The organism is Acidobacteriota bacterium (assembly GCA_016196035.1).
In the GTDB taxonomy this organism is placed as follows: domain Bacteria; phylum Acidobacteriota; class Blastocatellia; order RBC074; family RBC074; genus JACPYM01.
Genome location: JACPYM010000033.1, coordinates 1 through 13,345, shown reverse-complemented (window position 1 = coordinate 13,345; position 13,345 = coordinate 1). Strand labels below are relative to the sequence as shown.

General features: G+C 59.3%; 8 protein-coding genes. 3 read left to right on the top strand and 5 right to left on the bottom strand.

Annotated features, from left to right (window positions below; genetic code table 11):
- Nucleotides 1-12 precede the first annotated feature (12 nt).
- Nucleotides 13-1,521, bottom strand: coding sequence for a glucuronate isomerase (gene uxaC, locus HY011_11280; protein MBI3423510.1), 1,509 nt, complete (start codon nt 1,519-1,521; stop codon nt 13-15).
- 347 nt (nt 1,522-1,868) lie between these two features.
- Here uxaC and HY011_11275 point away from each other — a divergent pair, with 347 nt between their 5' ends.
- Entirely contained in the window at nt 1,869-4,760 is a 2,892-nt protein-coding gene (locus HY011_11275) for a PD40 domain-containing protein (protein MBI3423509.1), read from the top strand.
- Nucleotides 4,761-4,808: 48 nt separating this feature from the next.
- Here the strand turns inward: HY011_11275 and HY011_11270 are convergent, their stop codons facing one another.
- From HY011_11270 to HY011_11260, 3 genes are all read right to left on the bottom strand, one after another.
- Complete coding sequence (locus tag HY011_11270; GenBank protein MBI3423508.1) at nt 4,809-6,140, bottom strand: hypothetical protein; 1,332 nt, start codon at nt 6,138-6,140, stop codon at nt 4,809-4,811.
- Between the two features lie 152 nt (nt 6,141-6,292).
- Entirely contained in the window at nt 6,293-9,832 is a 3,540-nt protein-coding gene (locus tag HY011_11265; protein ID MBI3423507.1) for a VCBS repeat-containing protein, read from the bottom strand.
- 171 nt (nt 9,833-10,003) lie between these two features.
- On the bottom strand, nt 10,004-11,245 hold the full coding sequence (locus HY011_11260; GenBank protein ID MBI3423506.1) for a mandelate racemase/muconate lactonizing enzyme family protein: 1,242 nt from the start codon (nt 11,243-11,245) through the stop codon (nt 10,004-10,006).
- Nucleotides 11,246-11,376: 131 nt separating this feature from the next.
- Here HY011_11260 and HY011_11255 point away from each other — a divergent pair, with 131 nt between their 5' ends.
- The gene (locus tag HY011_11255) at nt 11,377-11,673 is read left to right on the top strand and encodes a hypothetical protein (GenBank protein ID MBI3423505.1); all 297 of its coding nucleotides are present in this window, start codon (nt 11,377-11,379) and stop codon (nt 11,671-11,673) included.
- Between the two features lie 135 nt (nt 11,674-11,808).
- Complete coding sequence (locus tag HY011_11250; GenBank protein MBI3423504.1) at nt 11,809-12,117, top strand: hypothetical protein; 309 nt, start codon at nt 11,809-11,811, stop codon at nt 12,115-12,117.
- Nucleotides 12,118-12,130: 13 nt separating this feature from the next.
- Here HY011_11250 and HY011_11245 read toward each other — a convergent pair.
- On the bottom strand, nt 12,131-13,345 hold a 1,215-nt coding region (locus HY011_11245), incomplete at its 5' end, for a hypothetical protein (GenBank protein ID MBI3423503.1).

Here is a 13,345-nt window from a genome sequence, read left to right as displayed (position 1 = left end):
CTGCGTTTCAGTTCAGGCAAATTTATAGGCCCGCGACGCCAATCGGTACGCCGCGTCATGAATCATCTCTTCGGCATCGTGTTCATCCACAATGCCGCGCACGACGAGGCCCGCGATCCAGTTGGCATCCACGCGCCGCGCCAGATCGTGCCGCGCCGGGATCGAAGGGAACGCGCGCGTATCGTCATTGAATCCGACGGTGTTGTATAGGCCGGCGGTTTCCATCGCCAAGTCGCGGAACCGGCGCATGCCATTCAAACTGTCGTTGAACCACCAGGGCGGGCCGAGTTTGACCGCCGGGTAATGCCCGGCCAGCGGGGCCAGTTCGCGCGAGAACGTGGTTTCGTCCAGCGTGAACAGAATAAGCGTCAGGCGCGGATCGTTGCCATAACGATTGAGCAGAGGCCGCAACGCGCGCGTGTATTCGGTCGCCAGCGGAATGTCGCAGCCTTTATCAAAACCGAATTTGCGGAAGACCGCGTCGTTGTGATTGCGCAGCGAACCGGGATGGAATTGCATCACCAGCCCGTCTTCGCAACTCATACGCGCCATCTGCATCAGCATGTGCGCGGTGAAAAGCGCGTCGTCGTGTGCTTGCAACCGGCCTTGCAAGGCGCGTTGGAAGATCGCCTCGGCATCGGCGTCTGACAGTTCACAGGTCAACGCACTTTCCGCCGCGTGATCGGTCGCGGTCGCGCCCATTGATTTGAAGAAGGCGCGCCGCTGTTCCAGCGCTTCGATCAATTTGGCATAGCTGCCGATTTCAAAGCCGCAGGTTTCACTCAACGCATTCAGATTGTCGCGCCAATCAGGCCGGTCAAGATTGACGACGCCATCGGGGCGGAAGGTCGGCACCACGCGGCCCTTCCAGCCCGACGCCTTGATCGCCTGATGATGTTCCAGTTTGTCGTGCGCGGCGTCGGTCGTTGCCAGCACCGCGATGTTGAAACGCTCGAACAGCGCGCGGGGGCGGAACTCCGGCTTGGTCAGACACTCGGCAATGTGATCGTAGATGCGCTGGGCATTGGCACTGCCCAATTTTTCGCGCACGCCAAAGACGTTGTAAAACTCATCCGTCAGCCACATGCCGGTCGGCGTGCCGCGAAATAGATAAAAATTGTCGGCAAAGATTTGCCAGATTTTGCGGTGATCACTTTCGACCGCGCCGCCCTCTTCACCACCAGGGGCGCGCGGCACACCCAGTTGCTCCAGCGGAATGCCCTGCGAGTACAGCATCCGAAAGATGTAATGATCCGGAATCAGCAACAGATCGGCGGGCGAGCCGAATTCATAAGCCGGGTCGGCGAACATGCGCGGGTCAACGTGGCCGTGCGGGCAGACCAGCGGTTGCGCGGCCACCAGCCGGTACAAATCCAGCGCAATCTTTTTCTGCTGTGGATCGGGATCGAGATAACGGTCTTCGGGCAAAGTCAGCGCGGGCGCCAGAGCTTCGGCAGATGTACTCACAGTGTTCTCCTCGTGATGATGCGTTTGATGAATTGGTTCGTTCGGGAGCGGCATCATAGCTGAAACCGCCGCTGCGGCTCAAATTCGCCTCGCGCAAAAACAGCCCTGGCCCCCGCGTTATTTTGGGTGAGGCTGCGGCGCGTGAAGAAACCAGACGGCACGGCGCGCGTAGCGCAACCTTGCCGAGGTTGCGCGGCTCCGGGTACTCCAACCGGGGCTGCCAGTAGCGCAATGACGAAAGCCGCGCAGCCTCGGCAAGGTTGCGCTACTCCGGCGCAAGCCACTCTTTCCCGCAAAACACGCGCACACGCCTTACGTCCAATTCTTGGCCGTTCCAATCCCGCTATGCTAGATTCGCGGGCGTCAATCGGGACTCTCCCGTAACCACTGCCGCCAAACCAATGAACGCCGAACGCTGGGCACAAATTGATCAACTGCTGGACGAAGCGCTGGCGCGGGCGCCGGCAGAGCGCGCCGCCTGGCTGGCGCAAGTCTGTGGGAACGATGCTGAATTACGCGCCGAAGTCGCATCGTTGTTGGTCGCGCACGAGCAAGCCAACGCCAATTTCCTGCAAGCGCCGGCCCTCGAAATCGCCGCCAAAAAACTGGCGCAAGACAACGCGCGCATACTGGTCGGCAAAACCCTGGGCAAATATCACGTGCTCTCGGTACTGGGTGTCGGCGGCATGGGCGAGGTTTATCTGGCGCACGATCCGCAGTTGAATCGCAAGCTCGCGCTCAAATTGCTGCCGCCGCAATTCACGGAAGACGCCGCGCGCGTCAAACGGTTCGAGCGCGAAGCCAAAGCCGCTTCGGCGCTCAATCATCCGAACATCATCACGGTTTATGAAATCGGCCAAAGCGCGGGCGAGCACTTTATGGCCATCGAATACGTGGACGGGCAAACGCTGCGCGAGAAATTGCGGCAGGGCCAAAAGGCCGTGAAGTCGCCGCTCAAAGAGGCGTTGGAGATTGCCATTCAGATCGCCGCCGCCCTGTCAGCCGCACACGCGGCGGGCATCGTGCATCGCGACATCAAACCCGAAAACGTGATGGTGCGCCGCGATGGTTACGTCAAGGTGCTCGATTTCGGTTTGGCCAAACTGACGGAACAGGCCGGACAGGATTACACGACGCGCGGCGGCACCGGGAATTTGGGGCGCACCCAACCGGGCGTCATCCTGGGAACGGTGAGTTATATGTCGCCCGAACAGGCGTTGGGCTTGGAAGTAGACCAGCGCAGCGACATCTTTACCTTTGGCGTCCTGTTGTATGAATTAGTCGCCGGGGTCTTACCATTCAAAGGCGATTCGACAGCTTCGATCCTCGACGCCATCGTGCATCATCCGCCTTTCCCGATTACCCAAGTGGTCAGCGCTACGCCTGCCGAGTTTGAACGCATCGTCCAGCGCGCCTTGGAAAAAGACCCTGAGTTGCGCTACCAGACGGCGGCGGATTTGCGCGCGGATCTAAAACTATTGTTGCGTGATCTCAACTCCGCTGAACTGGCGCTTCCTCCAACGCGGCTCTCGGGCAAACCACGTGCGCGTAAGGTCGCACTGTTGAGTGCCGCTGGCGTGGCGGTCTTACTGCTCATGACATTGCTGGCCTGGCGCTTTTTCCTGGCGGCGCAAAGGCCGGTAGCCACGGATTGGAGCAAAGCCAAATATCAGCGGCTGACGGAAATGACGAGCCGCGAAGGCAACGCCACGATTTCGCCGGATGGGCAAGTGGTCGTTTTTGGACGTTTGCTCAATGGTCAATGGGACCTGTTCTGGCAGCGCATCGGCGGCAGCAATCCGCGCAATCTGACCGATCATCCGGCCAATGATGGCGACCCCACTTTCTCGCCCAATGGTGAACAGCTCGCGTTTTGGTCGGCTCGCGATGGCGGCGGTATTTATGTCATGGGAGCCACCGGCGAAAATCCGGTGCGCCTGGTGGATGGCGGACGCGATCCCAGTTGGTCGCCCGACGGACAGGAGATTGTTTATTCCACTATCTACGCCAATGTGCTGTCGCGCTTTTCGTTGGGCGGCGAACTCTGGGTCGTCAATCTCGCCAGCCGCCAGAAACGCCGCTTGGAAGCGGGCGCGGACGCCGTGCAACCGAGTTGGTCGCCACACAATCAGCGCATTGCGTTTTGGGGGATACGCGATGGTTCAAAACGCGAAATCTGGACGATTCCCGCCAACGGCGGCACGCCCGTCGCGGTAACGCACGATGATTTTGATGATGCCAATCCCGTCTGGTCGCCGGATGGCCGCTGGCTTTATTTCACCAGCAATCGCAATGGCCGCTGGGGTATCTGGCGGCTGCCCATCGAAGAAGCGACGGGCCAAACGCAGGGCCAGCCTGAAGTGGTGCCGACCTTCGCCGACAACAGTCTGGAATTCAGCATCGCCGCCAACGGCCAGCGCATGGTTTACACCGCCAGCCGCAAAGCCAATCGGATTTTTCGCATCGGTTTTGACGCCGCCAGCGGCACGGTGCATGGCGAACCAATACAGGTCACGCAAAGCGAACGCTACATCGTCACCCCTGACGTTTCTCCGAATGGCGAGCAGTTGGCCTACTATTCCTTTGGCGATCCGCAATTCGATCTTTTCATCGTCAATAAAGATGGTACCGGACAACGGCAAATCACCAATGACACCGCCAAAGACCGTTATCCGCGCTGGTCGCCGGATGGCAAGCGCCTGGCTTTTTTCACCGACCGCAGCGGCAAATACGAAGCCTGGACAATTCGCCTGGAGAGCGGCGAACCACAGCAATTGACCTTTAGCCAACCCCAGCAACCGGGCTATGTCGCGCCGGTCTGGGCGCCGGATGGCAAGCAGATGGCCATCAGCATTCGCGGCGCAGGCGGCTATCTGATGGATTTGACGCGCCCCTGGGACGCGCAGCAATTGGTCAAATTGCCCGCGCCCGCGCCCAACCATTGGTTTCTGCCGTTTGATTGGTCAGCCGATCAGCAGAAACTCGCCGGCATCACCGGCGCTGCCAAAACCGAAGACCCCGGCATCGTCGTGTATGACCTGGCCGCGCAACGTTATCAGCGCCTCAACCAAGAAGGCAGCGTCGCGCACTGGCTGCACGACAGCCGTCGTTTGGTGTATGGGGCCAACCACAAACTCTATTTGGCCGACAGTCGAACCGGGGCCATTCGGGAACTGTTTGCGCTCCCCAATTTAGACCTCGACGACCCCGTGGCCTCCGCCGACAGCAAGTGGCTGTATTACTGTGCCTATTCGATTGATGACGATGTTTATCTGATCACGCTGAATGAATGAGGCAGTGGTAAACACTGTTCCAATGAGTTTTGACCAGAGTTTGGCGTGCTACCGTTTTACCGAAGCCGACCGCGCCACCGCTTCCCAACGCAACCGCACCGCGCCCGCGCCTGGCACTTTGGCGTATTCCAGCGTCAGCCGGTGATTGCCCGCAGGCACGACCACCTCCATTGTCGTCGGCGAAGCTTTCGGTTCCTGCCACTGATGCACCAACGTTTCGCCATCCAGCAAAAAGCGCACCCTTTCGCGAGACTCAACGGTGAAGCGATAAGTGCCGTTGGCAAACGTTGCCTTGCGCGTCCAACGCGCCGAAAATTCCTCGCGCTTGAGGCAGCCTTGCTTGTCGCCCGCTTTGTCAAAAGCCAGTTCCAATGGGCCGTCGCCTTCATCGCGGATTTGCAACGGCGGGCCGGTTAAATCGCTGGCGGCAAAATATTCGCCCTTCCAATGATCGGCGGCGACGGTCGCCAAACAAGGATGCCGCTCCCAACGCAAACCCACCTCGGCGCTGCCGTATTGTTCAAAGTATTCGAGCACCAGTTGATGATTGCCGCCGCCGAGTTCGACATCCACCACGTGTTCGCCCCGCTGCGGCATCCACTGGTCGAGCTTCAACTGCTTATCAATAAACAGCCGCACGCCGTCATCGGCATTGACCTTGAACCGGTAGTAACCCGGCGCAAAGGCGAAGGTGCGTGTCCAACGCGCCGAAAAATTATCGGTCAACCGCAAACAACTTGCGCTCGGCCCCGCCAGTCCCCAGGGGAAATCTAAAAAGCCCATGCCATCGTCACTCACCATCAACGGCTGACCATTCAGTTCGCGGTTGGCAAAATATTCGCCGCGCCAATGGTCAATGGCGACCTTGGCGAGACAGGGCGTGCGGCTCCAATTAAATTTGATGGCCGCGCTGCCCAGATGCTCAAAGTATTCGACCACGAGGCGATGCGCGCCGCCGGTCAGGTCTACGTCAGCGACGCGCGTCAACATTGCCTGCTCGTGCCATTCGTCAATCACCACGCGGTCGTCAATCAGCACGCGCACACCGTCATCCGCTGTCACGGTGAAGCGGTACGTGCCCGGCGAAAACGTCAGCGTGCGCGCCCAGCGCGCCGAAAAGTCATCCACCGGCAGGCTGCATTCGCTGTCCGGCGCATTCAGCCCCCAATCAAAAAACAGATCGCCCACGCCTTCATCGCGCACCAGCACCGGCGCGCCGCTCAAATTGCGATTGGCAAAGTATTCGCCGCGCCAGCGGTCTTGCGCCACGGGCACAGGCGGCGCGCAACGGCGATTCGTAGCTTGGGCGTGCGCCACGCAGGTAACCCAACCACCAAGCAACACAACCAACATCAACGCGGTTCTCTTCACTTGCATCATCGCTCTCACCTCAACAACCAGCCTCTGCCACAGAGTCACAGAGACACAGAGCAAGTCAAATACAAGCATCAACCGCTGGTTTTTCTCTGTGCCTCTGTGACTCTGTGGCATAAACCGAATCTCCCATCACCAATCTCAAATCTGCAATCCGTTTAGCGCACCGCCTGCCAGCGCGCCGCCTGCTGATCGCGCACCGTGCGCGTGTTGTATTGCCGCAAATAAGCCTGATGCGCGGCATCGTTCGGATAGGCATCGCCCGGTGCATACGGATAGGCTTTCATCCGGTGATACGGCAATTCGCCGATGGTGTCGGGCCGCGCCGAATTGATGTCCATGTCTTTGCCGAAGCCGTCAGCATAAACCAGAAAATCGCGCTTCCAACCGGCAGGCAGCGCGGGCAGTTTGCGCGCGTCGAAATCCACCTGTAGCTCATCGCCGTTGCGCGTGATGACGTATTGATCATCCACCGCCAACACCAACGGGCGCACATCGCCGAGCCGCGTGTAATTGCCCAAATGCGCCTTCCACGGCGCAACCGGTTCGATCACACGATAATCGTACAGCTTCGGCAGACGCCCATCCGGCGTGTATTCACGCGGGAAGCCGCGCCAGCGCAATTCGGCCTGTTGCGGTTGCAACGTCGTCACGCGCAGGTTTGATTGATCGTTGCTCACAACTTCGTTATTAACAGCCGTCAAAATTTGATCCCAGTAAATGCGCATGCTGGTCACGATGCGCACTTGCGTTGAATGGCACAGCGCATCCTTCGGCAATTCGACCGTCATCGTTTTGGGCAAGCCCGCTGGGAAACCCATCTGCGCGATAGCCGTCTCCCATTCGCCGCGCGCGTTTTTGACTTGCAGATACGGTGGGATCAGCTTCACGCCCGCCTGCGCCGCCGCCCGGTTCGCAGTCGAATCGGCGTAATCAATCCACGCCGTCAGCAACAACAACACGCGCCGAGCGTCTTTGGCCCGCGCACCCAGATCAAGCGTCAGCGTGTGTTCGCGCGCGTAGCCTTTGAACGGCAGCTTGTCGAAAGCTTCGGGATAGCGCCGGTCAACCTGCGTCAACAGCGGCAGCACATCGCGACCCGCCTCATCCACCGCGCTGAGTGGCGGTTGTGGGTTGCGGGTTGAATAGACTTTGAACGTTGGATAAGGCGGCGTGGGCATCAGCCGTTCGTTTGGATAAACGTCTACGTTGGCCGGATGATCCACCGCCAGCAGCTTGACCGCGTCGAAGTAAATCACCTCTTCCAACTGGTTGTTCATTCGCAGCGAATAGACGCCGTCGCGCGCGCGCAACTGTTCGCCCGTGACCCGCACGTATTCATCAGTGTCGGGGTAATTCCACACGCCCGGCTCTTCCAAAAAGCCAAGCGCCGAACCGCCCAGAAAATCGGTAACGAAGCTGTATTCGCTGCCATTCCACGCATACAGCAACGGACACGACGTACCCTTGCGATCCAATTCTTCAAACGTATTGTCGCCCGGTTTGATGGCCAATTCGGATTGCACGATTCCGGCGGGCCAGATCAATTGCAGCGCGTCTACTTGCGTGCGGAAGCCCAACCCAAACATCAGCCCAGTCGCGGCTGGCGCGGGCGAAGAGGCATAGACTTCGAGCTTTTGGCGCAAACTGCCGCTACGCAGTTCGGCTTTCGTGCCGATGGCGCTGCGATTGCTGGTGCGGCCGGTGAGATTCAGGCGCACAAGGTTATTGCTGGCTCCTTCAGTTTTGAAAGCGATCAATGTCCCATCATTTTTCACTGTGATGAAATCAAGCATTCCATCGCCAGCGAGATCACCAAGCGCAAAAGCACGTGTATCGCTGCCTACGCGCTCGCTGGCCCCAGCAACCCAGACTGAGCGCCCATCGGAGGAGGGTCGGTAGTGTCGGACACGCAGCCAGTCTTTATCTAACTCAACTACATCAAGGATGCCGTCGTTATCTAAGTCCGCTATCCGTGCTGCATAAGCCTCAAACAAAATCCCAGCGGTGCCTGCATCAAAAGATGAGGCTTGGCGAAACGCACGGTGACCATCGCTGATTTTCCAATGAGCTTCGCCACGGCCCGGCAAATAAAAATCCGTGTAGCCATCTTTATTGAGATCGCCTGCCCCTACACTTAAAGCTGGCTGGCGGTCAGGAATGACTGCTTCAGAGGAAACCAACTTGAATGTGCCATCGCGCTGATTCGCCAGCAACTGCGACGGCCCGTCATAGTTCACCACAAAAAAATCCACGTCGCGCTGGTTATCGTAATCAGTGCAGACCACCGCCGTCGTCTTCAGCTTGCCGCCGCCCAAGCCGGCCTTCGCGGTGTCATCGGTGAACGTACCGTTGCCGTTGTTGCGAAAGAATTTGTTCTCCGCGCCTGCAAAATCATCCGGAAAGACACTGCTGTCCGCCGCATTCGGCCACGCGCTCAGATCGGCAAAGTTGCCGACGAATAAATCCAGGTCGCCATCGTGATCGGCATCTACCCAGGCCGCCGTCAGCGCCCAGTCGGCGTAATTCGCAGGCAAGCCCACTTTCGCCGTCACATCCGCAAAGGTGCCGTCGCCGTTGTTGCGCCAGAGCGCCAGTGTTTGATAGCCGAAGACGATCAGATCAGTTTTGTTGTCGTTGTCGAAATCGCCAAACACGCCGCCGCTGACCGGCTTCGTTGTCGTCAGCTTGGCCGCCGCCGTCACCTCGGCGAATTTGCCGCCTTCGTTGTGCAGCAGTTTGATGAAGGGCTTTTCACCCTCCAGCCCCGCGACCAGCACGTCGAGTTTGTGGTCGCCGTCGTAATCGCCCAAGTCTACGTTGACGCTGAAGGGCGCAACCAATTCGCGTTTGAGCGCGTCGTTGAATTCGGCTTTATTGAGCTTGCGGCCCAGCACGCCACTCAGCGGTTTGACGGTCGTCTTGACGTTCAGGCCCAGCGCCGCCGTCGCATCTACGAACTTCACCGCGCTTTCCTTGCTCACCAATTCCGGTTCCGCGCCTGCAGTGATGACGCCCTCGGCATACTTCCCTTTCTCGCCGTACACGTTGCCCAGCGAAGTCGCATAACCAGACGCGCGCAGCTTTTGAAACACGGCGAGATACTTTTGCCCGTCCGCCTGTTTGCCCGAACGCAGATACGCCTGGGCCAGGTTATACGCCGCCGTCTGGTTGTACGGCTCGCTGTTCAGGGCAAGCTGGAAAGCCTTGATCGCCGCGTCGTATTGCTGCTTTTGCGCGAACAACTGCCCGGTCTGAATGTTCGCCGCCGGGTCTTGCGGATCAAGCGCCAGCACTTTGCCAAACGCCGCCAGCGCTTCGTCATATTGCTTTTCGGCGCGCAAGGCCAAGCCCAGCGCGTATTGCGCCGATGGATGATTGGGCGCAACCTCGACGGCCTTCTTCGCCTCGGCCAGCGCTTTCGGCGAATCGTTTAAGAAGGTATACGCCAGCGCCAGATTGATGCGTGCAACAGCGAATTGCGGATCGGCGGCCAGCGCCTGTTGAAACTCTTTGACGGCTTCTTCGTGTTTGAACTGCTCCAGCCACGCGACGCCGAGGTTGTTGCGGCGATAGAGCGCCTCGCGTTTGTTCAACGCGTCCTGCTGCGCCGCCGATTGCGCGCCGCGCGTGGTAGTCAGGCTGCACACTGCGCCGAACACGAACAGACCAATCAGAACCAATGTTTGTTTGCTCATACATTTCTTGCTTGAAGTGGGGAGATGCGGAGCCGGGAGCTTAACAAATGGCCGAAGGCGGCTCAACTTTGCCAACCGCCACAACAATCTCCCACGAAGGCACACGAAGGGGACACGAAGATAATCAACCAGTCTTCGTGTCCCCTTCGTGTCTCTTCGTGGGAGACGTGATTATGCTGTTACCACCACCGCCCGTTTCAGCAAATCAGGATCAATCGTCACACCCAACCCCGGCCCGCTCGGAATCTTCATCACGCCCTTTTCGCTCTTCAACGAAGAGGTCGCGCATTCGACCGGCAGCGTCTCGCCCTCGCCCTTGTATTCCTGATGCGGCCCGCAATTGGGCACGCACGAGGCAAAGTGCGCGATGTAGAGATACCCCAAGCCTCCGCCCGACATGTGCGGCGTACACTCCAAACCCGCCGCCGCCGCCATCCGCGCGACTTTGATCGAGCGCGTCAGCCCGCCGAAATAAAGCAAGTCCGGCTGCACGATGCGCGCGACGCCGTTTTCGATGATGCGGCGGAAGCTGCGCAGACTGCTTTCCTGTTCGCCCAGCGCAATCGAAATCTTCAAGCCCTCGGCGACCTGTTTCGTTTCGTCGTAATAATCAAAGGGCACCGGCTCTTCCATAAACCGGAACTTCTGCGCTTCGAGCACGTGGCCGATTTTGATGGCCATCGGTACGTCATACGAACCATTCGCGTCGGCATAGATCGTCATCTTGTCGTCAAAGGTTTTGCGCACCAGCGGCGCCAGCGCCAGATCGCGTTTGGTCGAAGCGTCGTCGTAACGCATCCGCGCGCCCAGCCGATACTTGATCGCCTGCGCGCCGGTCTCGGCTTGGATTTTTTGCAGGTATTCGATCTCGGCTTCAGGCGTATTGCCGCGATTGCCGCTGGCGCGATAGACGGCGATTTCCTGCCGCACGACGCCGCCCAGCAACGCGCCGAGGGGTTTGTTTGCCACCTTGCCCAGCAGATCGAGAATGGCAAGCTCTACGCCGGCGACGCAGACCCAGAACGGCAGCCCCTGCCATTTGTAATTCGAATCGCGCAGATAGACCCCCTGGATAAGCTCCTCCAACTGCCGCGCGTCTTTGCCGATGAAATAGGGCGCGACGCGTTTGAGCAGGATCGGATAGGTCGTCTCCATCACCGCATCGTGCGCACCCGCCGAGCCTTCCGCGCCGTCGGTCGAACGCGCACGAATGAGGAAGTGGTTGCCGTGTTTGAGCAATTCGAGGGCGGCGATTTTGACCGGTTGTTTGAACAGTTCGGCGCGCAAGACAGGCGCATCCATCGCGGCGGCGAGTTTGGCGGCCAAGCCATTCGTGCGGTCTTTGGTTTGCGCCAGCGTGAATACAGGCAGCGCGGCGCTGGTTTTGAGAAAGTGGCGGCGGGTGTGCGTCATCGTGAATGCCCTCGTGAAGTAATATGGAGTCGAGCGAAAAGCCGGGCGGCATTTTGCACTCGTTTCGCGTAGAATGCACAGCCGGAGGGTAAAGCGCCTCGAAAGATTTTCACGATGTAGATCATTCACCTATGAAAACGAAACAACCAACTCAAATTCTGACGATTGAAGAAGTGCCAATGCCGTCTGAATTGCAGCGCCAATCGGAGCAGTTCGAGCGCAATCTGGCGTGGTTTAGCGCACACGCGGTGGAACTGGATGTCTTCAATCGCTACCGGGGGCGTCATCTTGCCGTTGCCGGGGGCGAACTGTTTGTGGGCGATAGCCCCGAAGAGGTCAGACAGCAAGCACAAGTGCGGCATCCCGAAGATCACCCTTTCGTTCACTACATCCTGAAAGAGAAAGCGCACCGCATCTATGCGTTTTAACGGCTCCTGGAAGCTCTTTGGTGATGGCGAGGTCAGGCCCTGCGGTGCCGGGCTACGTCCTATGTCCTGATGGTAAATGGGCGGGCGTTCCTTTCTTACGTTCCTTTCTTACTTGATGGCGGCGCAGACCGCACCGTGCTGAGCGCGTCATTTCTGACGCTGCTGCGCCCCTTGGCTTTACCGGAAGACGACTCACTCCCACTCGAAGGTGTAGGCGGCATCACCGGCTCCATCAAAGTCAATACGCAACTCGGCTTCAAAAATGATCTCGGACGGCTGATCCAGGTGCGCGGTCACTTCCACGTCTTCACCGAGTATGAAAGCTCCGACCTTTCCGTGCTGGGCCGCGATGTGACCAACAATTTCCGGGTCATTTACGATTACCTAGACCAGACGGTGATCTTGCTCTCGCCGCCGCACCGTTACGAAATCAAAACCGACTGAGCAGCCATGCCGATTACCGCCGTCCCTGCGCCGGTTTGCGCTGCCGGTTGGCGGGCAGCGCATCGGGCAAGTAGCGGGCGCGTTCCGCTTCCGTCAACGCACGCGGCGACAGGCGGCGCAAGCGTTCCAATGTCGCTTCAAACGGTTCAAACATCTCCTGCTGCCAAATGCGCGCCGTTTTATCGGCACTCGCGGTCACGATGAAGCGCCCGTCCGGACTGTAGGCCGCGCTCAAAACGGGAGCCGTGTGGCCTTTGAGTTCGGCCACTACCTGCCCACTCACCGCGTTCCAGATCCGCGCCGTGCGATCAGAACTGGCGGTGACGATGAAGCGCCCGTCCAGACTGTAGGCCGCGCTCAAAACGGGAGCCGTGTGGCCTTTGAGTTCGGCCACCATCTGCCCACTCGCCGCGTTCCAGACGCGCGCCGTTCTATCGTCACTCGTGGTGACGATGAAGCGCCCGTCCGGACTATAGGCCGGGCTAGTGACCGAATCCGTGTGGCCTTTGAGTTCGGCCACCTCCCGCCCGCTCGCCGCGTTCCAGACGCGTGCCGTGTTGTCGTTTCTTGACCAATCCAATTCCCCACTCGCGGTGACGATGAAGCGCCCGTCCGGACTGTAGGCCGCGCCATTAACGGAATCCGTGTGGCCTATGAGTTCAGCCACCACCTGCCCACTCGCCGCGTTCCAGACGCGCGCCGTTTTATCGTCACTGGCGGTGACGATGAAGCGCCCGTCCGGACTGTAAGCCGCGCTTCTAACGTAAGCCGTGTGGCCTTTGAGTTCGGCCACCACCTGCCCACTCGCCGCGTTCCAGACGCGCGCCGTTTTATCGTCACTGGCGGTGACGATAAAGCGCCCGTCTGGACTGTAGGCCGCGCTAGTGACGGAAGCCGCGTGGCCTTTGAGTTCGGTCACCACCTGCCCACTCGCCACGTTCCAGACGCGCGCGGTTTTATCAAAACTCGCGGTCACGATGAAGCGCCCGTCAGGACTGTAAGCCGCTTTCAAAACGTAAGCCGCGTGGCCTTTGAGTTCGGCCACCGTCTGCTCGCTCGCCGCGTTCCAGACGCGTGCCGTTTTATCCCCACTCGCGGTCACGATGAAGCGCTCGTCCGGACTGTAGGCCGCGCTCAAAACGGAAGCCGTGTGGCCTTTGAGCTCGGCTACCACCTGCCCACTCACCGCGTTCCAGACGCGCGCCGTTTTATCCCCACTCGCGGTGAC

Coding starts and splice junctions, on each gene's coding strand:
- HY011_11265 (MBI3423507.1), bottom strand. CDS start 9,832: ATGAGCAAACAAACATTGGTTCTGATTGGTCTGTTCGTGTTCGGCGCA.
- HY011_11260 (MBI3423506.1), bottom strand. CDS start 11,245: ATGACGCACACCCGCCGCCACTTTCTCAAAACCAGCGCCGCGCTGCCT.
- HY011_11270 (MBI3423508.1), bottom strand. CDS start 6,140: ATGATGCAAGTGAAGAGAACCGCGTTGATGTTGGTTGTGTTGCTTGGT.
- uxaC (MBI3423510.1), bottom strand. CDS start 1,521: ATGCCGCTCCCGAACGAACCAATTCATCAAACGCATCATCACGAGGAG.
- HY011_11275 (MBI3423509.1), top strand. CDS start 1,869: ATGAACGCCGAACGCTGGGCACAAATTGATCAACTGCTGGACGAAGCG.
- HY011_11255 (MBI3423505.1), top strand. CDS start 11,377: ATGAAAACGAAACAACCAACTCAAATTCTGACGATTGAAGAAGTGCCA.